Here is a 23,369-nt window from a genome sequence, read left to right as displayed (position 1 = left end):
AAATATTTTGTAATCATGGCAATTTTAGTATTACTGAGACACGGTCAGAGTGTTTGGAATCTGGAAAATAAATTTACCGGTTGGGTTGATGTAGAATTATCCGACAAAGGAAAAGAAGAGGCTAAAAAAGCCGGCGATCAGCTTAAAGGTTTACATTTTGATTATGCGTATTCATCTGCTTTGAAAAGAGCTCAAGAAACTTTACAAATCGCGTTGAATGAAGCCGGAATAAAAAATGTACCTACGAAATTTGATAAAGCATTAAATGAAAGAATGTATGGAGATCTACAAGGCTTAAATAAGGCTGAAACAGCTAAGAAATTTGGAGATGAACAAGTTCATATTTGGCGAAGAAGTTACGATGTAGCTCCGCCTAATGGAGAGAGCCTTAAAGATACTGCAGAAAGAGTAATTCCTTATTTTGAAAGTGAGATAGTTCCAAAAATTAAGGAGGGAAAAAACATAATCATAGCTGCACATGGAAATAGTTTACGTGCATTAGTTATGTATTTAGAAAAAATGACTCCAGAAGAAATTATAAAATTTGAAATAGCTACAGGAGTGCCCAGACTCTATGAATTAGATTCCAATTTACATGTTTTAAAGGTTAAAAATCTCTAATATGTGTTAACTTCTTATGAAATTAACAAAATTATATTTTTTAAGCTAGCTTAAAATAAAAATATTAAAAAAAGTTCTTTTCATAGTAAGTTATTCTCTTCGAATAGCTTTTCTCAAATATTTAACTAAACATATGGTCCTGATTTCAATTGAAATCAGGACTTTTATTTTATTCTATTCCTTATGAGTTTTAGTTTTAATGAAAATTTCATCAACAAACTATTCAAATTAAAAGCTTTTATATACATATTTTTAATAAAAAATGGTAAGTTTTTGCATATTCATAAAACTATATTATATGTCGATATTTATGTTGTTATGCATTTTATTAATATAAATGTATTTTTATTAAATATATATTTGCAATTTACTATGCCTTTTTATACATTTACAAAATATAAAAACTTTATCATACTACATTAGATCACATACTTTTGAATAACCTAATATTGCCTAATTAGGTGTCTCCAACAATTACTTAGTAAAAAACGAAAATCCTATCTTATAACCATTTAATTCACCTCCTTATCATAGTTGAAATTTATAAGTACTGCATTGATCTGTGTACTTTCTTAGTGATTGATATGAATTGACTATGGTATTGATTGGATTAGACACGTAAACAACTAGTTACGAATTTCAAATGACATTCTGTGTCTTTGAATAAAAATAATCATTTTATTAATGATGTAGTTAAAATTAGAGGTATCATAAATTTAATAAATATGGTTGATCATAAATTACAATTATTTTTAGAGAAAGTTTTATTATCCCAATGGGAGAATAAAATACAATTTAAACCTGAAATGAAATTATATGAAGATTTTGGATTAATTGGACATGATGCAAATGATTTTCTTACATATTTTACGAAAGAATTTAATGTAAAGATTAGCAATGAATTTAAATTTAACGAAAGGTTTTATCCTGAAAGCTATTCTGCGTTAGATATATTAAAAAGTATATTTAATAAAACCGTAAATATTTTTCTTTATCAACGATTAATTTATGAAAAAGAATTAAAGGATCTTAGTATAAAAGAATTAGAATTAGCTATTGAAAGGGGGGTGCTATTATAATACAATTTTACCAATAACTATATAATATTAAAAAATGATATTTTGCTTCATTTATTGTTATTCTAAACTTTTTAAATAACAAAAGGTCTCTATATTAAAAAGATTTGAGCATTGGAAAATTATAAGAAGCCATTAAATCGAATAGTAAATAAACATTATAAAATATTACAATTAATTTATTCATAATTTTTTCTTACTTCCTGAAATGACAATTAATTTTCATAAAAAAAGGCTTAAATTATTAAAGTAATTTAAGCCTGAGATTAGTAGCCCGTAGGGGAGTCGAACCCCTCTTGCCAGAATGAAAATCTGAAGTCCTAACCGATAGACGAACGGGCCTACTATTATTTTTATTTACGCTAATGCGTTAACGTGCTTGTTTAATTTAGATTTCAAGTTAGACGCTTTATTCTTATGAATAATGTTTCTTTTTGCTAACTTATCAATCTGAGAAAAAACAGCCGGTAATTTACCTACCGCTACAGTTTTATCTGTTTCAGCTCTTAATTCTTTAATAGCTGTACGAGCTGATTTATGATAATACTTATTACGTAATCTTCTTACGTGATTCTGTCTTATTCTTTTTATTGCTGACTTATGATTTGCCATTTTAATTCTTTCTTTTCATTATCTATTTGCGGTGCAAATGTAATTATTTTTTACAATCCTACAAATATACTTTTTCATTTAATTTGTTGTAGACCCACAGGGATTCGAACCCCGACAAACGGTACCAAAAACCGGTGTGCTACCGTTACACCATGGGTCTGTACCAACAAAAAAACCTTAACTGAAAAAAATCAAGGTTTTTCTTGTTGTGGGCGATGCAGGATTCGAACCTGCGACCCCCTGCTTGTAAGGCAGGTGCTCTGAACCAGCTGAGCTAATCGCCCCTTTAAAACAAAGATATTTAAGAGCTTTTCTTTATTACTTTGTTCCGTAATTGGATTGCAAATATACGCTCATTTTTTATACTTGCAAATATTTTTTTTAAAAAATTTCTGCTACCACAAAATTACTTCCTCCTATAAAAATCAAATCTTCTTTGTCAGACTGGGTTTTAGCGGCATCAAATCCTTCTGCTACACTATCGAATTTTTGATAATTTTTGAAGTATAAATCTATTTTTTCGGTATATTCATTGGGATGTAGTCCTCTTTGAATAGCCGGTTTTACAAAATAATAGATGGCATCAATCGGCAATAGTGGAAATATTTTATCTAAATCTTTACCTTTTACAAAACCGATTACAATTCTCAGTTTTTTATAGGTTACCCGTTTAAATTGTTCGGCCAATTGTTTAAAGCCATCCTCATTATGGGCCGTATCGCAGATAATCACTGGATTTTCCCATTGCAAAATCTCCCATCTTCCTCTAAAGTTCATTGAATCTTTTACATGCAAAAGGCCCTTTTTAACCTGATCAACAGATATTTTAAATCCTTTATCATTTAAAACATCGATAATACTTACTACCGTTTTTTTATTTTTTTCTTGATATATACCTTTTAAATCTGATGGATAGTTTACCTTATTTTTTGTCGCATCTATATATTCGGCATTACGCTCTTGAGCAATATGTACTAGTAATTTTTTAACTTCTTCCTTATCTTCTCCAATAACTACAGGAATTCCGGGTTTAATAATCCCCGCTTTTTCTGTGGCTATTTTTTCAAGTGTATCTCCCAATAAATCCACATGATCCATCGATATACTTGTTATTGCACATACTTCGGGAGTAATGATATTTGTTGAATCTAACCTTCCGCCTATTCCAACCTCTATTACAGCTATATCAACTTTTTCTTTAGCAAAATAGCTAAAAGCCATAGCGGTTGTTAATTCAAAGAAGGAAGGATTAAAATCCTTAGTAAAATGATCTCTAATAGTAATTAAAAAATTATATACAAACTCTGAGGGGCATTCTTTTCCGTCAACCCTTATCCGTTCAGTGAAATTTTTAAGATGAGGAGAAGTAAATAATCCCACTTTATACCCGGCTTCTTTTAAAATGGAGGCGGTCATATTAGAAACACTCCCTTTTCCATTAGTTCCCGCAATATGTATGGATTTAAATTTTCTGTGAGGATTTCCTAAAATTTCACTCAGTTTTATTATATTTTCAAATCCGGGCTTATATGCAGAATTCCCGACATTTTGATAATTTGAAACTTGGGTATACAACCACTCTAAAATTTCTTCATATGTCTGCATGACTAAAAATAATACGATTTATATTATTAAAAATTAAAATACACTTGAAGTAATCCGTAAAATTTTAAATAACCATTTTTTAATAAAGAAATTATTTCTCTATACTTTTTTTACAATTCCCACATATTTTCCTTCAAATTCGACAATTACCGTTTGTAAATGATTTTGATTTACCCAATCCATAAAAGCAGAATTATCTCCAATATCATCACTGATAAAAAAGCCGTTTTTTTCTATTCTTTCCCATAGTAAAGGATAGGCCCACATTCTACCTTTATAACTTTTATCGCTATCATAATGAGCTATCTCAAAAGTCTGTTGTTCTTTGAATATTTTAGGCAAAGATTCTTTATCTGCTTGTCTAAATAATTTCCAATAGTTTCTAAGATTATCAGGTACTACACATCCAACAAATTTATCATTATTCCTGTCCAAATAAGGCATATCTGAACTATACAAATTTCCACCTCTTTTTTGTAAAGACAATAAAGCCGCCAGAGAACTCCATCCGTAAGCTACTCCGGTTTCTATAACATTTTTAGCCAGAGTATATTCACATAATGCGTAGATAAGATCTAGTGCTCCGGCTCCGCCCATTTTAACCGGACAAGCCGCCTCAATTTTTTTGGACTCCTCCATTGGTCCTGCAAAATCTTTATATAAAGAGTATTCATTTTTTGTAATCTGGTAAATTGCATCATCCTGACTGATTGCTCTTTCTGCACACCATATTTCGGATTCTTTTTTTCCTTGAACCGCGCTCCCTCTGTCGAAAATATTTTTATAAATTTTTCTTACTAATTCCGGATATAATTGTGGTCTGGCTAAATAACCGAATAATGTTCTTAAAACTGATTGCATTTATATTTTACTTTTTATTATACTGATATGATGCAAATGTAGTTAAAATACTTATACCATTAGATTGCGACATATATTGGACATATAGAGCGTTAATTCGCATGAAAAGGTTCGTTTTATCTTTTTCTCAATTTTTATAATTAAATAATTAATAGTATACCGTTTGATTTATAAGTGAACATAAATTTAAAAATTATATTTTAGCTATATATATATTATCCTCGATAATTCAAATCTTAATAATTCAATACGGTAATTAGCAATAAATGAGTATAATGCGAAAAACGATTAAAGATTTTATGAATAATGAGAAGTCCGTCGGGATACTTCTTATCTTGTGTACAATCTTTTCCATAATATTGTCAAATTCAACGTTTCACACTTTCTATCATAATTTTTGGGAAACATCGGTATCCTTCAAATTAGGAAATGAATATCTTTTTAGCACCCAGGGGAATGCATTAACTGTATCTGAACTAATAAATGATGGGTTAATGAGTATATTTTTTTTAATGGTGGGATTGGAACTTATCCGTGAAATACATATTGGAAAACTTTCCAATCGTTCGCAAGCCCTTTTACCTGTTTTGGGAGCTATAGGCGGAATGATTATTCCTGCGGGAATATATGCATATTTAAATTTAGGAAAAGACACCATTTCTGGCGCCGGAATTCCTATGGCAACCGATATAGCATTTGCGTTGGGGGTATTGAGTTTATTAGGAAAAAAAATTCCCTTGTCTCTCCGTGTATTTCTCACTGCCTTAGCTGTAATTGACGATTTAGGGGCTATTTTAGTTATAGCCTTTTTTTACACTAAAAAACTTTCTTGGATCTTTTTATTTTTTGCCTTATTCATATGGACGATACTATTACTTTTTAAAAAACTAAAGATCAATCATTTATATTTATATATAATCGGCGGTATAGGAATTTGGTATTGCTTACTTAATTCCGGTGTACATGCAACTCTTGCGGGTATACTACTGGCATTTGCCATACCCTTTGAAGGAGGTAATCCCCATGTTCAAGCCATGAAATTACTATCTATACTCCAATTACCTGTCAATTTTATAATACTTCCTCTTTTTGCACTTGCCAACACAGCCTTATCTATTCAATTAAATATTCAAGAGCTTTTCTCTCAATCGTACACTCTTGGAATATTTTTTGGCTTAATCGTTGGAAAACCTTTAGGAATTATTTTATTTACTTATCTGGCTTGTGCTTTGAAATTTTGTAGGCTTCCTTCGGAAACAGATTGGAAGCAAATGATAGGAATCGGTTTTTTAGGTGGAATTGGATTTACTATGTCTATTTTTATTACCTTACTGGCTTTTAATCCGGCTATACATGCCGACTATATAACTCATGCTAAAATTATGATTCTATTTTCCTCCCTATGTTCTGCTTTAATTGGATATATATACTTATATTTTATATTCCGAAAAAATAAAATCTAACAAAAATCTTTTGTATTTTCACACCTTTAAACCTAATAATAATATGAAAAAAATATTTTTATTACTTGTATTAACATTTTTTATAATGACCACGAACGCACAAACCTATAAAACTAAATCAGTAACAGATTCAAAGGGGTATACTTATGAAACGGTAACGAACGATCCCTCCAATTCAAGAATTTATACGCTGAAAAATGGTTTAAAAGTATATTTATCCCGAAATAATGATGAACCAAGAATTCAAACATACATTCCGGTACGTACCGGATCTGCTAATGATCCGTCCGAGAATACCGGTCTTGCTCATTATTTAGAGCATATGATGTTTAAGGGAACCAGTAAACTCGGAACTTCTGATTGGGACAAAGAATCTGTATTATTAAACCGTATTTCAGATTTATACGAACAACATAAAGCTGAAAAAAATCCAAAAAAGAAAAAGGAAATTTATAAAAAAATAGATGAAGTATCCCAAGAAGCATCTAAATACGCCATTGCTAACGAATACGACAAATTAATTTCAGAATTGGGCGCAACCGGAACCAATGCGCATACTTGGCTAGATGAAACGGTTTATAAAAACAATATTCCATCCAACGAATTAGAAAGATGGTTATTTGTTGAAAAAGAACGATTTTCCGAATTAGTTTTACGTCTCTTTCACACAGAATTGGAAGCTGTTTATGAAGAATTTAATCGCGCTCAAGATAACGATATGCGTTTGGTTAATTATGAATTGATGGATGCTCTATTTCCTACCCATCCTTATGGACAACAAACTACTATAGGAACATCCGAGCATTTGAAAAATCCATCCATGAAAGCAATTCATGAATATTATGAGACTTATTATGTTCCTAATAATATGGCAATTGTATTGGTGGGCGACTTAAATTTTGATGAAACCATACAATTAGTAGATACCTATTTCGGCAATTTCAAATATAAAGAATTGCCCGTTTTGAAAAAACCCATTGAACAGCCGTTGACCTCTGTTGTTAAAAGAGTAGTAAAAAGTCCATCTTCAGAAAGAATCCAATTAGCTTTTAGGTGTAGTGGAGCCGGTAGCAAAGAGGCTCTTTACGTTAAAATGGTTAATATGATTTTGAATAATTCCGGTGCGGGGTTAATCGATATAAATATCAATCAAAAACAATTAGCTCAAGGGGCTGGATCTTACATATCTATTTTTAAAGACTATGGTCTTCATTCCTTATATGGAGCTCCAAGAGAAGGACAATCTTTGGAACAAGTACAAAAACTTTTACTAGATCAGTTAGAAATCATAAAAAAAGGAAATTTTGATGATTGGTTGATTAAAGCTATTGTCAACGATTTAAAAACGCAACGCATCAGCAGCTGGGATACAGCTAACGGGGTAGCAACTCAAATGTATAATGCTTTTATCCAAAATTTATCTTGGCAACAAATTTTAGATGAATTTAATGAGTTGGATAAAATGAATAAAGAGAGTATTGTAAAATTTGCCAATGAATTTTATAAGGATAATTATGTTGTGGTTTATAAAGAAAAAGGAACCAATGATAAACTGGTACGAGTTGAAAATCCGGGAATAACTCCTATAACTTTAAATCGTACGGAACAATCAGATTTTTATAAAAAATTCTCCCAACTTCCCGAAAAAGAAATTCAACCTCAATTTATAGACTATAAAAAATTAATAACTTTTGATCATGTAAAAAATATTCCTCTTTCCTATATTAAAAATTCAAATAACGAATTAGGAAATCTATATTATATATTTGACTTTGGATCAGATAACAATGAAGAATTGGATCTGGCCTTAAATTATCTTTCCCTTCTGGGCACTGATAAGTATACAAAATCCAATCTTGAAAAAGAGTTCTATAAAATAGGAATCAGTTATTCTATTCAGGTTCAAAATGAACAAATATTCCTAAACCTGCAAGGTTTAGAAAAAAATATCCCAAAAGGTATAGAATTATTTGAACATTTTTTGCAAAATGCTAATCCTGATTCAGAAACATATCAAAAATATGTACAAACTATACTTAAAGCCAGAAAAAATTCTAAATTAAATAAACAGGCAATACTGAATGCTTTAGCTTTGTATGCCCGTTATGGAGAAAATAACAGGTTAAGAAATACTATTTCTGAAGCGGATTTATTAAACAAAAAACCTGCGGACTTAGTTAAGATATGTAAAAGTTTATTCGATTACAAACATGAAATATTTTACTATGGACCGAATGAATCTGTTATTAAAAAAGCGGTTCAAAAATATCATAATTTCGGAAGCGGAAAAGAGTATAATTCCCCTATAACTTATAAGGAACTTGCATCTGACGGCAGCTTGTTTTTTGCTCCTTACGATATGGTACAAGCCGAAATACTTTTCCAATCAAGAGGAAATAAATTTGATATAGCTAAAATGCCTTATGCAAAAGTATTTGGTGAGTATTTCGGCAGAGGTCTGTCTTCCATTGTTTTTCAAGAAATTCGAGAAAGTAAATCATTAGCTTATTCTGCTTATGCCAGTTATACCATCGCTTCTGATAAGGATAAATACGATTATGTTTCTTCCTATATTGGAACTCAAGCCAATAAATTACCACAAGCAGTTGATGCAATGAAAGATTTAATGAACAATATGCCTGAAATTGCTAAACAATTTGACAATGCTAAAAAAAGTGCTTTGAAACAAATTGCTTCAGACCGTATCACTAAATCAGCAATTTATTGGTCCTATCTTTCCGCCAAAAAAAGAGGAATTGATTACGATTTAAGAAAAGATATGTATTCTCAAATACAAACATTGCAACTTAAGGATCTTAAAGATTTTTTTAATCGTGAAATCAAGGGAAAAACCTATAATGTATCTTTAATTGGAAAAAAGGAAAATCTTAATTGGAATTCGGTTAAAAAATTAGGAACTGTTCATGAATTGTCTATTGATGAATTATTTAATTATTAATACATCTTATTCTACATGAATTGTTTAAATTAATATCCTATTAAAAAAGAAAATTTTCAAATTTTATAAGAAAAGAACCGAATAATTATATTCGGTTCTTTTTTACTTTTTATATAAACTGACTTTTTCGATCAGAAATAGTAAATGTAAATGGAAATTAAATATACAGATCTAAATCACCTTTTCCCCGGCGGAGTATTTCCGGACTCCCGGAAGTTAAATCAACAACCGTAGAAGGAGTATAACCTCCCGCACCGCTATCAATAACAATATCTACTAATTTATCATATTTCTCGGCTATTAATTCGGGATCTGTAATATATTCTAAAATCTCGTCATCATCATGTGTTGAAGTGGATGCTATGGGATTGCCTAATTTTTCAACGATAATTCTAGGAATACTATGATCGGGAATTCTAATTCCTACTGTTTTTTTATTCTTATAATAAGAGGGCAGCGTATTGGAAGCTGCAAGAATATAAGTAAAAGGCCCCGGCAAAGTTCTTTTCAGAAGTTTAAATAGATTCGTTTCAATGGGCTTAGTATACTGAGATAAATTCCGTAAATCATTACAAACAAAGGAAAAGTTTGTTTTTTCCAGTTTAACATTTTTAATTCTGGAAAGCTTTTCCATGGCTTTGTGATTAAAGATATCACAACCCAATCCATAAACCGTATCGGTAGGATAAACAATAATTCCTCCCTTTTTTAATACCTCAACTATTTCATTAATTGCTTTTTCTGAAGGATTTTCCGGATAAATTCTTAGGGTTTTAGCCATAATGTTAATTCTTACAATTGGTAAACAATGTATTATTCTTTTACAAAATCCAGTGAAGCAGAATTAACACAATATCTCAATCCGGTTTTTGTAGGGCCATCATTAAACACATGTCCTAAATGACTCCCGCAATTAGCACAAAGGATTTCCATTCGGGTCATACCATGAGAAGTATCTAATTTTTCGATAATTCGGCCTTTGGCTATTTCATGATCAAAGCTGGGCCATCCGCAATGCGAATCAAATTTAGAATCACTATCAAACAGAACCGCACCACAAGCTTTACAAGTATACACTCCTTTTTCAAAATGCATATTGAATTTTCCACTGTAAGGAGCCTCTGTTCCTTTTTCTCTCAAAATGTAATATTCTTCGGGAGAAAGCTGTTTTTTCCACTCTTCTTCTGATTTTGTTACCTTCATTTTTGTTTCTTTTTTGGTTACTTCTAATCTGTCTTTAGAAATGCAAGATAGTATGAGTAATCCCAAACCTATACTACCTGCCGACTGAAACAGTTTATTAAATTTATTCATGGTAAAAAACAAAATTCATTCCAATAGTAGAACTACATTTTCTTAAGGATTATCGCTAAATTCGTTATTGTAAACATCTAAAAGCAGGAAAAAGCTGGATAATAATATAGGACCGAAAATTAATCCGATAAATCCAAAAATATTCATTCCTAATATTACACCAAAGATGGTAATTAAAGGATGAACATCGTCCAGTTTTTTAAGTAATGTAAACCTCACGATATTGTCCGATGTTCCAATAATTATAATGCCGTACAATAAAATAAATACAGATTGCCAGGTTTCTCCGGAGGTGAACAATAAAATGGCAACCGGAACATAGGCCAATGCAGAACCTACGATAGGCAACATGGATGTAAATGTTGTAACCGCAAACCAAAACCATAAATTATCCAATCCTACAATGGCATAGCCGACAGCTCCTACCATTCCTTGAACAACAGCAACTAATGGGATGCCGATGGCATTGGATTGAATCATTTTTTTCAACCTTTGTCCTAGCCTTTCGGTATTTTGTTTTTTTAAAGGAGACCATTTTAAAAAGGTGCTTTCAATTTTCCTGATATTCATAATCATAAAATAGAATAAAACAAAAGAAAAGAAAAAAACAACTACAGAATTTACCGTTGAATTTAATATTTTAGGCACGACCCTGCCTACCCAGGTGGTCGCTTGAATGATATTGTCTTTGCTAAGTATATTTAGTCCGTATTTTGTTTGTAAATCATTTACAATACTGACCAGTGAATTATTTATTTTATCAAAATAAGTTATAGCCGTATGTACCTGAGAATAGGTTAATTCAATAATAAAATAAACAGGAATCGAAATGATCAATAAGGCAAGAAGAAAAACTATACTAATTGATATCCATTTTTTCAATCCCTTTTTTTCTGTCAGATATAAGAAAAAATCTTTGGATAAGGCATATAATGTAATTGCTCCTAAAAAGCTGGGAAGAAATATAGCCAACTGACTTATAATAAGAATAAAAAGAGATATTATTATAATCAAAAACAATATCTGATGTATTACTTTTCCACTTATTTTTTCATTCATTTATACTATCAATTACTTATTATTTATACTCGCTAGTTAAGGTTGTTTCATTTTTATTAAATATTCAATAGCTTCTTCATAACCGGGTAATCCTTTGCCTTTAATCTGATGAACACAAGCATCTTTAATGACTGAAATTTTTCTAAATTCTTCTCTTTTTTCAATATCGGAAATATGAACTTCAATAGCCGGTGCGGTTACTGATTTTATAGCATCGTGTATTGCATAGGAATAATGGGTATATGCTCCCGGATTAATTACAATACCTTCACATTTAAAACCTTTTTCATGAATCTTATCAATAATCGAGCCCTCATGGTTGGTTTGATAGTATTCTAATTCCACATCAATAAATTTTTTTTGCAAATGTTTAAAATAATCTTCAAAAGAATAATGACCGTAAATATCTGTTTCTCTTTGTCCAAGCAGGTTTAAATTAGGACCATTTATAATTAATATTTTCATAATCTTTTTTTACGAATATAAGGAAGAATGAATGAAATAAAAACATAAATTTTGGCGAAAAAGAATATTTAAGTATATTTGCACACCTGAAAAAAATGCCCAGGTGGCGGAATTGGTAGACGCGCTGGACTCAAAATCCAGTGGTAGCAATATCGTGCGGGTTCGATTCCCGCCCTGGGTACACGTAAATCGCAACATGTTTATTTATAAACAGTTGTGATTTTTTTATATAATATACCTATTTGATTTCTTTAACTTTTACCTAAACCTTTTTAGCAACCCCTAGCTTTACCGCCTGGTTTTTACTATTTTTTCGATCTCACTGATTTTTATCGAATTTCTTTAAAATTAGCTAATTTTATTTTTTATTACTCCCGTTGCAACAGCAATATCTTTGGTTAATTTAGCTAAGGGTCTTTTAGTAAATTCTTTTTCATCATAAAAGTTGCCGTAAGCTAATTGATAGGCCTCTTCTAAGGTCAGATGAATATCGGGAAATGCTTGCTGTAAGGTTTCTATATATTTATCATTAAATATACATCTTTTCTTTATAATCTCTTGTACAATATCTCTGTGTTCATTTGCTATTTTATTATATTCAAAAACTTTGATATTTCCCTTTACTTTTTCTTGTAAACGTTGATCTTCATTTCCCTCATTTATCTTAGTGAAAACCTTTATTTCATCAGTTTTGCCAATAGCACCCAAATAGGTTTCCGGTTTGTAATCATATTTTATTAATTGGTGCTTAGGATTGGATTCATAGGGTGACAAATATTTTTCATAAGAAAAATCAACAGTTCCTTTACAGTCTCTATTGCAAACACTACATGAAGGAATCAAATTAAAAAAATTTAGTGCTAATAAAGGATGTTTACTTTTGGGCAAGAAATGATCAAGTTCGGGCCTGGTTATTTTTTTTACTCCTTTAGATAAAGTAAACGTATATTGGCGATTGCAATAGCAACATACTTGTATTCCTAGTTTTTTAGTCAGTTGATAGGGCCCCCATTCTTTTTCCGGTGTAATTTTCTGAAACCAGTTTTCATAATCAAAAATCTTATTTAGCAAAATTTTATAATTCCTATATTTTTCTTCATATTTTTTATATAGAACGATGTCTTCTTCATTTGAACTTAAATCCAAACCTAAAATACGAAGACAATTAGTATGTAAATCATTAAGTATCTTTAAAACCTTTTTGAAATCTTTAAGTTCTTCACGGAATAAGGATTTATTTTTTAATTTTTTATATTTTTTATCAACACTTTTATTGTCTTTAAAGATTACTTTAATAAAAGAATCATATTGTGAATGATGCAACCTAATTTTTTTTATATTATTCTCAACATCATCGTCTTCTATTTTTCCTTGATGAATTAATTGTATCGTTTCAAATAAATTTATATAAAATTTATTTCTTTTTTTAACTTCTTCAGAAATAAATGCAATGTGTTGATCTCTGGCAGTTAACAGATCAGATTCTGAAATACATTCTCGTATACTAATCATGAGTTTTGTTTTTAAGATTTTTAAGATAATTTAATCTTTCTTCCAATTCTTGTATTTCATTGTCTATGGATGGCTCAAAAACTTCATTATACATTTTAATGAGCTTACTTTGGATTATATGTTCGTCAACCATACGGATTAAATTTCTAATCCTTTGTTGTTCTTCTTCTGAAATGTAAATGTGTTGATTATTGTTTTTATTTTCAATCATCTTATTCAAAACATGAATCACTTCTTCAATTTTCTTTTTAGCAAAATCTCCCACTAATCCATCTTCTAAAAAAAAGGAATCTGCCAATAAATTTGAAATATTAGCGCCAAAAGTTTTTCTTTTGTTTGTTAATACTTTCGTATAATTTTCACCTTTTCCCAAAAAAAGGATATTTTGATGAGGTATATCTGAAAGAGTTAGAGGGTCATGGGTGGTGAAAATGATTTGAAGCTTTTTATTAACAAAAATTAATGGTAGAACTTCTAAAAGCATGTTAATGTATTTCTTCTTCCACAAAGGGTGAAAGCATACATCTGCTTCATCCAGTAAAATTAAATATTCATCTGTATTATTCTTTACCTCTATTTCATTTTCAATGCGATAAACTTGTTCATTAAAAATTGAAAATTGTTCGAACATCAATTTTTCACCACTGCTTAGCTCTCGATCTGTAAAAAAATTAAATAAAGGTCGTCTAATATTAATTTTAAAATATTTTTTTAATTCATTTGTAAAATCCTTATAAGCATCTATGATTTTTTTTGCATCTAAATAATTAGCATTAAAACTATTAAACCAAGCAGAATCATTTGTTTTTTCAATTGTTGATTTTTCAACTGTTGATAACAAAACTTCAATTAATTTTTTTATTTCTTGTACAGGTAATTTAAATTCTTGATTATCAACTTTGATATAGGCATTATCTAAAAACCAATAAAAATCTTCTTTAAGTCCATATATATTTTTAGTTTTTAAAAATTCCACTGTTTTACCTCCTCTTATAAAACCTTCTTGTATATTTATGTTATCCTCATTTTCAAAAATTGAAAGCAATCTAGTTATTACAGTTATAATAAATCTTTCTTTTAAAATTTCTTTATCTTTATTAATTAATTTATCTGATTTCTTAAATATTTTTTCTAGTTCTTTACTACCTCTGCGTAAATCATAATTAAAATAATCAAAAAACGCTTTATATTTATCCGGTATATGATAAGTGATTCTACTGAAAAAATTTAGTTTAATTTTTATATTGTTTATCGAGGGCAGTCCCAGTTCCAATAATTTATTATATACTTTTTGATTTTGAATTAAACTTAAAATTTTTTCAAACATTGCATTATTATGAACTTTCAACAACCTTGAAAAATCTGAATTTAAATGCTCACTACCCTCTTTTAATAACGAAAACTTTGAAAGTGTTAAAACATTTTTGGTGTTTAAACTGACACTTGGAGTATCATCATATCCAAGAATTGAATTATAATAGAATATTAATTTAGAATTATGGGGTATTTCTTCCCCATCAGTTCCTATAAATTGGCAGTTACCATCTCTTATGGCTTTTAGCAAAGTAGATTTACCCGCACCATTATTTCCTACAATAGCGGATACCGATTGAATATTTTCTCCCCAAAAATTTGAAATGTACTTAGGCTCTTTTTTTGAACCTGATGAATTTTTATTTTCAATATAATTTAAATCTGTATCCATCGCCTCATTAACCAGATTTAGTGTTAACGCCTCATGATCTGAGCCGAAAATATAAGGCAAGGTCCCTTTAGGGATATGTATTTTAGAAATCATAATATATTAGTTTTTTCAGATAATAAAGTTAAAAATTTGTCTTGATTGAAATAAATTTTTTTAATCTTTATTTTTTTTGTCTACCATATATTTTACTTTCTAAATACCTTAAAACATTTTTAGATATATAAACAGTTTTACTTAAAGTTCCGATTATTTTTTAGGGATTATTAACATATATCGTAAATTGTGTATCCGTTAAGTTCCTATACATTCAATACTTAGTTAACAACGAAGGTATACATCGGAAACAATAGGTATAACTTATCCTCCGGGCATACCCTCTTACCCCTAATTAGTTTCCGATGTCTATTTTATTACTTTTTAACTGCTTATTTGCAATTTTTTGATTTTCAAACTCATGCAAAAAAAATAAGAGAACTTTAATAATAAAGCCTCTTATTGTTTTAATGATTAAAATTTTGTGTAAAATAGGTTCTTCTCTAAACTATTTTAATTAAAAAATCTTTTTTAGGGTGTCTAACTTTTGGATAATTAACTAACCAATCATTCTCTTCATCTCGGTAACCCAAAGGAAGCATGACAACACTTCTTAAACCCAGTTCGCGTAATTGTAAAAGTTCGTCTATAGCCTGATTATCGAATCCCTCCATCGGAGTAGTATCAACTTTTAATTCTGCAGCAGCAGCAATCGATAATCCAAAAGCTATGTACGCTTGACGTGCTGCATGTTCAAAATTATTTTCAGCGGCTGAATTCAGATATACTCCTTTAATACGATCGGTATAGCTTTGATAAGCATCAGATGGCTGATTGCGTTCTCTTGTTATATGTCCGTAAATGGTATCGATTCTTTCTTCTGTATAATTATCCCAAGCAGCAAAAACTAAAATATGTGAACAATCTTCCACTTGTTTTTGATCCTTAGACAGGGAAACCATCTTTTGCTTTAATTTCTGATTAGTAATTTCAATAACCTTAAACGGTTGTAATCCGGAAGAAGTGGGAGCTAACCAAGCTGCTTCAATGATTTGATCTACCAACGATTGTTCAACTTTTTTTGAGGCATCGAATTTTTTAGTTGCATACCTCCATTTAAGTGAGTCTATTAATTCCATATAATTAATTTTAAATAATATTATTTTGATTCTGATTTATCCTTGCATTTATTCTTACATTTTGCCGTAACAATAGATAATAACTTATAAAATTCTTTCTGAAGTTCTGATAACTCATTTTCCTCCATTTCCAATTCCGTCTTAAGAGTATGAGGAATTATCCATGCTTCTTCTTTCATTTTCCTTCCTTGATCTGAAAGATGAATCAACATATGTCTTTCATCTCTAGTAGACCGACATCTCTTTATAAGTCCGTTTTCCTCCATTCTTTTAAGCAGTGGAGTTAAGGTTCCACTATCTAACCACAACATTTCTCCTATATCTCTCACGCATATTTCTTCATTTTCCCATAAAACTAACATCACTAAATACTGAGGATAGGTTATCCCTAATTTTTCTAAATGTGGTCTATAAAGCGTTGTAATCAGTCGGGACAACGCATAGATGGGAAAACATAATTGATCTTTTAATTGTAAACTTTCCATATTGTTTTTAGATTGAGTAAAATTAAATTGCACACAATTAATATGCAAGTTTTTTAGTTTATTTTATTAATAAATTTATTTTCAAGAATTCTTACTTGGTTTAATTATATACTATTTCATTTTATAGAATTTACACCTCCCAAAAAACTAATTTATTATAAACCTATAATGGTTCGGATGATTTAAAATGTTCTCCTAGCAGTAAATGTTGTAATTTAATATGAGTTTCTATATACTATTTGTACCTTTGCACAAATCCTAATCGTATAAAGACTTAAAAAATTTAATCAATTAAATGATTGAGTTAAAAAATATTACTAAAACATTCGAACATAAAGGCAAAAAAAACATAGCCCTTTCCAATATTTCTCTTTCGGTTTCCGAAGGAAAAATAGTTGGTGTTATTGGCGAATCCGGTGCAGGAAAAAGTACACTGATAAGATGTGTTAATTTACTGGAAAGGCCTAATTCCGGAGAGGTTTGGATTGATGGTCAAAATTTGATGGAATTATCTCCTTCCAAATTAACCTCTGCCCGTAGAAATATAGGAATGATTTTTCAGCATTTCAATCTTCTTTCCTCCCGAACTGTATTTGATAACATTGCTTTTCCTTTGGAATTAAATCATACTCCCAAGACTAAAATAAAAAATAGAGTTTATGAATTGGTTGAGCTCGTAGGACTTACGGATAAATTAGACAGTTATCCGGCGAACCTTTCCGGAGGACAAAAACAGAGAGTTGCTATTGCCAGAACGTTGGCCAACAACCCTAAAGTTTTATTATCCGATGAAGCAACCAGTGCTTTAGACCCCTCCACTACTCGCTCCATTTTATCTCTACTCAAAGATTTAAATAAAGAGTTGGGAATCACTATTTTATTGATTACTCATGAAATGGATGTGGTAAAACAAATTTGTGATGATATAGCTGTCATGAACGGTGGAAAATTAATTGAGCAAGGAAGTGTTTCTGAAATTTTTTCAAATCCTAAAACGGAATTAGCTCAGCGTTTTATATCTTCATCCTTACATTTAGAGATACCGGTAGATTATCAAAAACGCATTACCCATATGCCGGAAGAAGGAAAACATCCCTTACTAAAACTACAGATATCTGGTAATACGGTCGATGAACCGGTATTATCCGAAATTTCCAGATTATTTGATATTAACAACAATATTATAAGTGCTCAAATGGACTATGCGGGAGGAGTTAAATTCGGGGTCATGCTAACGGAAATTATCGGTACGATTTCTAAAGAAATGGCTGCCATTGAGTATTTAAAAAGTAAAAACATTAAAGTAACTTTATTAGGATATGTCTAATTCAATTATTGATCTCTTAGCAAAAGGAACTTGGGAAACCATAGTCATGACTTTTGTCTCCGGCTTTTTCGGTTATTTGATAGGATTGCCTGTCGGAATCCTTCTATTTATCACCCGCAAAGGTCAATTTAAAGAAAGTCTTGTTTTCAATCAAACGGTTTCCACCCTAGTAAATATATTCCGCGCCATTCCTTTTATTATTTTAATTGTTTGGATGATTCCTTTTACACGGATGATTGTTGGAACTTCCATAGGAGTACCTGCAGCCTTAGTTCCTCTAAGCTTGGGAATTGCCCCGTTTATCGCCAGAATGGTTGAAAACAGCCTGTTGGAAGTACCGAACGGTTTAGTTGAAGCTTCTAAAGCTATGGGAGCAACTCCTTTTCAAATTATTAAAAAAGTATTGTTACCCGAAGCATTGCCTTCATTAATTAATTGCGCAACCATTTCTTTAATTACTTTAGTCGGTTATTCGGCTATGGGAGGAACTGTTGGAGCCGGAGGATTGGGAAAAATTGGATATCAAGAAGGATACGTAAACAAGAATATGGAAATTATGAATTTTGTTTTATTATTATTAGTTTTACTTGTTTTTGCGATCCAATTCATCGGAGATTATCTTTCAAAAAAAGTGGATCATCGTTAAAAAGTTAAAATAAGTCTAAAATAATATGATAATGAGAAAACTAATAGTCTTTACCGTACTTGCTTCTGTTTTTTTTCTAAGTTCTTGCAAGAATGACCGGGCAAATAATCCTAATTATATTAAGGTTGGAGTTGAATCGGGGCCGGAGTTTGTGGTTGCCCAAACCGCTCAAAAGGTTGCTAAAGAAAAATACGGCTTAGATGTTGAATTGGTAGAATTCAATGATTATATTTTACCGAATACGGCACTTAATGATGGGGATATTGATATTAATATTATTCAACATAAACCATTTTTGGATAATATCATCAAACAAAGAGGATATAAACTTGCCATAGTAGGAAATACTTTTATTTATCCATTGGCCGGATATTCTAAAAAAATAAAATCGCTTGATCAATTACAACCCGGCAGTACTATTGGAATTCCAAATGATGCCACCAACAGAGGAAGAGCATTACTGCTTCTTCAAAAAGAAGGATTAATCAAATTAAAAGATCCAAAAAGCCTTATTTCCAGCGCTTCTGATATAATTGAAAATCCTAAAAATTTAAAGATAGTCGATATGGATCCTGCTATTTTAACTGAAATTCTAAATGATGATAAAGTAGCTGTTGCCATTATCAATAATACATTTGCAGCTAAAGACGGTTTTACATTAAAAGATGGTCTTTTTGTTGAAGACAAAGATTCCCCTTATATGAATGTAATCGTTTCAAGAGAAGATAATAAAGATGCTGAAAATGTAAAAACATTTGTTAAAGCTTATCAATCGGATGAAGTTGCAGAAACTACCGATCGAGAATTTAAGGGAGGAGCTGTTAAAGGCTGGTAATTCATCCGTTTTTAATCAATCAAATTTTAATGAAGATTTTTAGATGGATTAAATGGATTTTTATTGGTTTATGGGTACTTTCTATTGTAATGGTTTTTGTATACAAATGGTTGCCTGTTCCATACACAGAACTTATGTTAAAAAGATTTTTTGTGAATGGCTCAAGCATTGAAAAAAAATGGATTCCGATAGAAAGTATGAATAATTCCATAAAACTTGCGGTAATTTCCAGTGAAGATCAAAATTATTTTAAACACGGCGGATTTGATTTTAAAGAGATTCAAAAAATAATTGAAAAACAAGGATCTCCCAAAAGAGGAGGAAGCACCATTTCACAACAAACCGCAAAAAATGTTTTTTTATGGGAGGGTAGAAATTATGTTAGAAAGGGTCTGGAAGTATATTTCACTTGTCTCATTGAGTGGATTTGGGGTAAAAAAAGAATATTGGAAGTCTATTTAAATGTAATAGAATTCGGTAATGGAATTTATGGGATAGAAGCCGCTTCTCAACATTATTTTCACAAATCGGCTTCTCAGCTCACAAAAAGCGAGGCTGCAACTTTAGCTGCTCTTTTACCCAATCCCCGAGAATATGGAAAAAAAATTAATGGAAAGTTCATTCAAAAAAGAAAACTATGGATCATGCGGCAAATGTCTAATTTACAAGGCTCTGTAAAATTTCTGTAGTATACATAACTTAAAAAAAACTAAAAATGCTCAAAAAGATTCTCTTCTTCTGCTTACTTTCTCAGCTCTGTTTTTCTCAGCAGGCTTTAGAAAAAGTGTACAGCTCATCCGTCAATGGTATACAATTATTCAATCCCGATACGAATGATGAAACTCCTTTTATCTCCATGAACAAAGGTATGTTTGTTCTTACTTTTGACCTGTTAGATAGAGGCTACGAAAAAATTTACTATACTATTAAGCATTACGACAGAAATTGGAATGAAGATCATCTTTTTGAATCAGAATATATCGACGGATATACCTTACCTCAAATATACGATTATCAACCTTCCTTTAATACGAGACAAAATTACACTCATTATACCTTAGAATTCCCAAATAAAGACATGCAACCTAAGGTTTCAGGAAATTATCTCCTAACTGTTTTTACTGATAACCACAAACCTTTATTCAGTAAGAGAATTGCATTTTACGATGATTTTGCTCATATTAATGTCGGATATGAGAGGTATTCTACATCTAAAAACCCGAACATAACACAGCGAGTAAAAGCACAAGCTGTCGTTTCGGGAATAAATTCAATCTCCACCCGACAACTTTCTTTATGTTTACTTCAAAATAACAATTGGCAAACTGCGATCTTTAATATAGAACCACAGTTTGTAAACGGTAATTCTTTCACGTTCGGACAACTTACCAATGCTTTTGAAGGAGGTAATGAATTTTATACATTCGATACCAAAAATATTTCCATCCCGGGTTACGGAGTATTTAAATCGGAAGAAAATAACCCGCTTTATCTTACCTATTTATATTCCATTGCTCCGTATCCGCTTGACTATGCCTATAATCCTGATGTCAACGGTGCTTATTATTTCAGGAGATTTGATCTTAACCAGGAAAGGGATGCCCGAACAGAAGGCGATTATACTCCGGTAACTTTTTCTTTGGAACTTAAACAGCCTTTAGAAAATAAAGATTTGTATGTTGTAGGATTATTCAATAATTATGAACTTTCCGATTCTAATCGGATGATTTACGATGAAAATCAAGGTTTATACGTAAAAACAATGCTATTAAAACAAGGGTATTATAATTACACTATTGCAACCGTTGACAAAAAAAACAACCATTTTAGCATTTCAGAAATTCCCGGTTCATTTTGGCAAACAGAAAACCTATATCAAGGTTTGTTATATTATACTCCTTTTGGTGGCACTTATGATGCACTTATAGGCTACGGAGAAATTAGAGCCAACAGATTATAATTCTTATCTAGTTATGCGGTATTTAAAATTTCAATAAAAATGATTAAAATACCCTTATATTTCAATAGGTTTACTATTTTTGTTACATATTAAAATGAAATAGAATCAAATTTATGTATATCCTTTTTAAAAACATACACCATTATGTAGGTATGATTACCCTCGTTTTTGTTTTATTACTTACTGTTGTATCGTTTATTTACTATTTACAGGAAAGACCTGTCAGTGGTCATGTGAAAAGAATCTCTCTTATAACTTTGATATTCACACATACACAGATTCTCCTTGGAATACTATTATTTTTCAGCTCTCCTATCTTTCAAAATGCCGGCATGAAAGATATTATGGGAATTGCTGCAATACGAAGAAATTATATAGAACATCCTTTCTCTATGGTTTTGGTTGGAGTTTTAATTACAATTGTAAATGCAAAAATTAAAAAAGCACCTAAAATTTCAGTTTGGACACTTCTTATGTCTGTCGTCTCACTTGCTTTAGTACTTGGTATGATACCTAGAGCATTTTGGAACAGTTTATTACCCTAAAAGATAAATAATTAAAAATCATTAAAGTATATATTTATGAAAATTGCAATTGTTGGAGTAAGCGGAGCTGTTGGGCAAGAGCTTCTCAAAGTTTTAGACCAAAGAAATTTTCCTTTAACTGAATTAGTACTTTTCGGATCCAAGAGAAGTGCAGGACAAATTTATAAATTCAAGGACAAGGAATATACAGTCAAGGAACTTCAACATAATGACGATTTTAAAGGGGTAGATATTGCTTTAGTTTCTGCAGGAGGAGGTACTTCGTTGAATTTTGCGGAAACCATCACTAAATATGGTGCGATCATGATTGATAATTCATCTGCGTTTAGAATGGATGATGATGTACCCTTAGTAGTACCGGAAGTAAATGCGGAAGATGCATTGAATACTCCAAAAAATATTATTGCAAATCCCAATTGTACAACTATTCAAATGGTGGTATCTTTAAAACCAATTGAACAATTATCACATATAAAAAGGGTACATGTTTCTTCATATCAATCAGCATCCGGAGCGGGTGCTTCTGCAATGAAAGAATTGGTTGAACAAGCAAAACAATCAACTGCCGGTGAGGAGGTCTTAGTTGAAAAATTTGCTCATCAATTGGCTTTTAATTTAATCCCTCATATTGATGTGTTTACAGAAAATGGATATACTAAAGAAGAAATGAAAATGTATAATGAAACTCGTAAAATTATGCATTCCGATATACAGGTATCTGCAACCTGCGTTCGTGTTCCTGTTATGCGCGCACATTCTGAAAGCATATGGGTGGAAACTGAGGACGAATTAACTGTTGAACAAGTTAGAAACGCTTTTGAAAAATTCAATGGGATAATTGTTGATGATAATCCTTCAGAAAAAAAATATCCTATGCCTTTATTCTTATCAGGAAGAGATGAAGTTTTTGTAGGAAGAATCAGAAAAGACCTTACCAATCCTAAAGGTATTGCTTTCTGGAGTGTAAGTGATCAAATACGTAAAGGTGCTGCTTTAAATGCTGTTCAAATTGCAGAATATTTGATTAAACATAAAAAAAGATAAATCGCAATCTATACCATATATGATAAAGTGTATCCGATTTAATCCAATCAGATACACTTTTTTAGTTTATACGAAATAAAAACTACAAGTTTTGTAACTTTGC

The 23,369-nt window shown here is 30.8% G+C and carries 22 protein-coding genes and 4 tRNA genes; 12 read left to right on the top strand and 14 right to left on the bottom strand.

Going from position 1 to position 23,369, the window contains the following annotated elements:
• Positions 1 to 15: 15 nt before the first annotated feature.
• Complete coding sequence (locus G8C41_RS09875; protein WP_160568812.1) at positions 16 to 621, top strand: 2,3-bisphosphoglycerate-dependent phosphoglycerate mutase; 606 nt, start codon at positions 16 to 18, stop codon at positions 619 to 621.
• A 653-nt stretch (positions 622 to 1,274) separates the two neighbouring features.
• Positions 1,275 to 1,700, top strand: a complete 426-nt coding sequence (locus G8C41_RS09870; RefSeq protein WP_166007580.1) for a DUF1493 family protein — start codon at positions 1,275 to 1,277, stop codon at positions 1,698 to 1,700.
• 267 nt (positions 1,701 to 1,967) lie between these two features.
• Here G8C41_RS09870 and G8C41_RS09865 read toward each other — a convergent pair.
• The 6 genes from G8C41_RS09865 to G8C41_RS09840 form a co-directional block, all read right to left on the bottom strand.
• Positions 1,968 to 2,039: transfer RNA gene (locus tag G8C41_RS09865), tRNA-Glu, on the bottom strand.
• Between the two features lie 15 nt (positions 2,040 to 2,054).
• Complete coding sequence (gene rpsT, locus G8C41_RS09860) at positions 2,055 to 2,309, bottom strand: 30S ribosomal protein S20 (protein ID WP_105296844.1); 255 nt, start codon at positions 2,307 to 2,309, stop codon at positions 2,055 to 2,057.
• A gap of 89 nt (positions 2,310 to 2,398) precedes the next feature.
• Positions 2,399 to 2,469 (bottom strand) — tRNA-Gln (locus G8C41_RS09855).
• A gap of 49 nt (positions 2,470 to 2,518) precedes the next feature.
• Positions 2,519 to 2,593: transfer RNA gene (locus G8C41_RS09850), tRNA-Val, on the bottom strand.
• Positions 2,594 to 2,690: 97 nt separating this feature from the next.
• The gene (locus G8C41_RS09845) at positions 2,691 to 3,914 is read right to left on the bottom strand and encodes a bifunctional folylpolyglutamate synthase/dihydrofolate synthase (RefSeq protein WP_166007578.1); all 1,224 of its coding nucleotides are present in this window, start codon (positions 3,912 to 3,914) and stop codon (positions 2,691 to 2,693) included.
• A gap of 99 nt (positions 3,915 to 4,013) precedes the next feature.
• The gene (locus G8C41_RS09840; RefSeq protein WP_166007576.1) at positions 4,014 to 4,775 is read right to left on the bottom strand and encodes a class I SAM-dependent methyltransferase; all 762 of its coding nucleotides are present in this window, start codon (positions 4,773 to 4,775) and stop codon (positions 4,014 to 4,016) included.
• Between the two features lie 275 nt (positions 4,776 to 5,050).
• Between G8C41_RS09840 and nhaA the strand changes: the two genes are divergently transcribed.
• On the top strand, positions 5,051 to 6,238 hold the full coding sequence (gene nhaA, locus G8C41_RS09835; RefSeq protein WP_166007574.1) for a Na+/H+ antiporter NhaA: 1,188 nt from the start codon (positions 5,051 to 5,053) through the stop codon (positions 6,236 to 6,238).
• A 43-nt stretch (positions 6,239 to 6,281) separates the two neighbouring features.
• Positions 6,282 to 9,197, top strand: coding sequence for a M16 family metallopeptidase (locus G8C41_RS09830; protein WP_166007572.1), 2,916 nt, complete (start codon positions 6,282 to 6,284; stop codon positions 9,195 to 9,197).
• A gap of 157 nt (positions 9,198 to 9,354) precedes the next feature.
• Here the strand turns inward: G8C41_RS09830 and G8C41_RS09825 are convergent, their stop codons facing one another.
• Genes G8C41_RS09825 through aroQ form a run of 4 tightly spaced genes read right to left on the bottom strand, consistent with a single transcriptional unit; the run spans position 9,355 to position 12,035 of the window.
• On the bottom strand, positions 9,355 to 9,978 hold the full coding sequence (locus tag G8C41_RS09825) for an L-threonylcarbamoyladenylate synthase (RefSeq protein ID WP_166007570.1): 624 nt from the start codon (positions 9,976 to 9,978) through the stop codon (positions 9,355 to 9,357).
• Positions 9,979 to 10,010: 32 nt separating this feature from the next.
• On the bottom strand, positions 10,011 to 10,511 hold the full coding sequence (msrB, locus tag G8C41_RS09820) for a peptide-methionine (R)-S-oxide reductase MsrB (protein ID WP_166004804.1): 501 nt from the start codon (positions 10,509 to 10,511) through the stop codon (positions 10,011 to 10,013).
• A gap of 42 nt (positions 10,512 to 10,553) precedes the next feature.
• On the bottom strand, positions 10,554 to 11,570 hold the full coding sequence (locus tag G8C41_RS09815) for an AI-2E family transporter (protein ID WP_166007568.1): 1,017 nt from the start codon (positions 11,568 to 11,570) through the stop codon (positions 10,554 to 10,556).
• A 36-nt stretch (positions 11,571 to 11,606) separates the two neighbouring features.
• Positions 11,607 to 12,035 carry a type II 3-dehydroquinate dehydratase gene (gene aroQ / locus G8C41_RS09810; protein ID WP_105296851.1) on the bottom strand — a complete coding sequence of 143 codons (429 nt, stop codon included), beginning with the start codon at positions 12,033 to 12,035 and terminating at the stop codon, positions 11,607 to 11,609.
• A 97-nt stretch (positions 12,036 to 12,132) separates the two neighbouring features.
• On the opposite strand from aroQ, the gene G8C41_RS09805 reads away from it, so the two are divergent.
• Positions 12,133 to 12,216: transfer RNA gene (locus G8C41_RS09805), tRNA-Leu, on the top strand.
• A 167-nt stretch (positions 12,217 to 12,383) separates the two neighbouring features.
• Here the strand turns inward: G8C41_RS09805 and G8C41_RS09800 are convergent.
• From G8C41_RS09800 to G8C41_RS09785, 4 genes are all read right to left on the bottom strand, one after another.
• The gene (locus G8C41_RS09800; protein WP_166007566.1) at positions 12,384 to 13,547 is read right to left on the bottom strand and encodes an HNH endonuclease; all 1,164 of its coding nucleotides are present in this window, start codon (positions 13,545 to 13,547) and stop codon (positions 12,384 to 12,386) included.
• Positions 13,540 to 15,345 (bottom strand): hypothetical protein, encoded by a 1,806-nt coding sequence (locus tag G8C41_RS09795; protein WP_166007564.1) that lies wholly within the window; start codon positions 15,343 to 15,345, stop codon positions 13,540 to 13,542. The genes G8C41_RS09800 and G8C41_RS09795 overlap by 8 nt, the downstream gene beginning before the upstream one ends.
• A gap of 443 nt (positions 15,346 to 15,788) precedes the next feature.
• Positions 15,789 to 16,424: an NAD(P)H-dependent oxidoreductase gene (locus tag G8C41_RS09790; RefSeq protein WP_160541640.1), complete on the bottom strand. Its 636-nt coding sequence runs from the start codon at positions 16,422 to 16,424 to the stop codon at positions 15,789 to 15,791.
• 20 nt (positions 16,425 to 16,444) lie between these two features.
• Positions 16,445 to 16,909, bottom strand: a complete 465-nt coding sequence (locus G8C41_RS09785; RefSeq protein WP_166007562.1) for a MarR family winged helix-turn-helix transcriptional regulator — start codon at positions 16,907 to 16,909, stop codon at positions 16,445 to 16,447.
• 295 nt (positions 16,910 to 17,204) lie between these two features.
• On the opposite strand from G8C41_RS09785, the gene metN reads away from it, so the two are divergent.
• The 7 genes from metN (at position 17,205) to G8C41_RS09750 (ending at position 23,266) form a co-directional block, all read left to right on the top strand.
• On the top strand, positions 17,205 to 18,236 hold the full coding sequence (gene metN / locus G8C41_RS09780; protein ID WP_105296856.1) for a methionine ABC transporter ATP-binding protein MetN: 1,032 nt from the start codon (positions 17,205 to 17,207) through the stop codon (positions 18,234 to 18,236).
• Positions 18,229 to 18,882 (top strand): methionine ABC transporter permease MetI, encoded by a 654-nt coding sequence (metI, locus tag G8C41_RS09775; RefSeq protein ID WP_166007560.1) that lies wholly within the window; start codon positions 18,229 to 18,231, stop codon positions 18,880 to 18,882. Before metN ends, metI begins: the two co-directional genes overlap by 8 nt.
• A gap of 31 nt (positions 18,883 to 18,913) precedes the next feature.
• On the top strand, positions 18,914 to 19,717 hold the full coding sequence (gene metQ, locus G8C41_RS09770; protein ID WP_221411726.1) for a methionine ABC transporter substrate-binding lipoprotein MetQ: 804 nt from the start codon (positions 18,914 to 18,916) through the stop codon (positions 19,715 to 19,717).
• A gap of 29 nt (positions 19,718 to 19,746) precedes the next feature.
• Positions 19,747 to 20,406: a monofunctional biosynthetic peptidoglycan transglycosylase gene (mtgA, locus tag G8C41_RS09765; protein ID WP_166007556.1), complete on the top strand. Its 660-nt coding sequence runs from the start codon at positions 19,747 to 19,749 to the stop codon at positions 20,404 to 20,406.
• Positions 20,407 to 20,432: 26 nt separating this feature from the next.
• Positions 20,433 to 21,677: a type IX secretion system plug protein domain-containing protein gene (locus tag G8C41_RS09760; RefSeq protein ID WP_166007554.1), complete on the top strand. Its 1,245-nt coding sequence runs from the start codon at positions 20,433 to 20,435 to the stop codon at positions 21,675 to 21,677.
• 113 nt (positions 21,678 to 21,790) lie between these two features.
• Positions 21,791 to 22,222, top strand: a complete 432-nt coding sequence (locus G8C41_RS09755) for a hypothetical protein (RefSeq protein ID WP_166007552.1) — start codon at positions 21,791 to 21,793, stop codon at positions 22,220 to 22,222.
• A gap of 36 nt (positions 22,223 to 22,258) precedes the next feature.
• The gene (locus G8C41_RS09750) at positions 22,259 to 23,266 is read left to right on the top strand and encodes an aspartate-semialdehyde dehydrogenase (protein WP_166007550.1); all 1,008 of its coding nucleotides are present in this window, start codon (positions 22,259 to 22,261) and stop codon (positions 23,264 to 23,266) included.
• Positions 23,267 to 23,369: the final 103 nt, after the last annotated feature.

The organism is Apibacter sp. B3706, from assembly GCF_011082725.1.
Lineage (GTDB): Bacteria > Bacteroidota > Bacteroidia > Flavobacteriales > Weeksellaceae > Apibacter.
The sequence above is the reverse complement of the archived record's forward strand: the minus strand, read 5'-3'. Positions and strand labels throughout refer to the sequence as shown.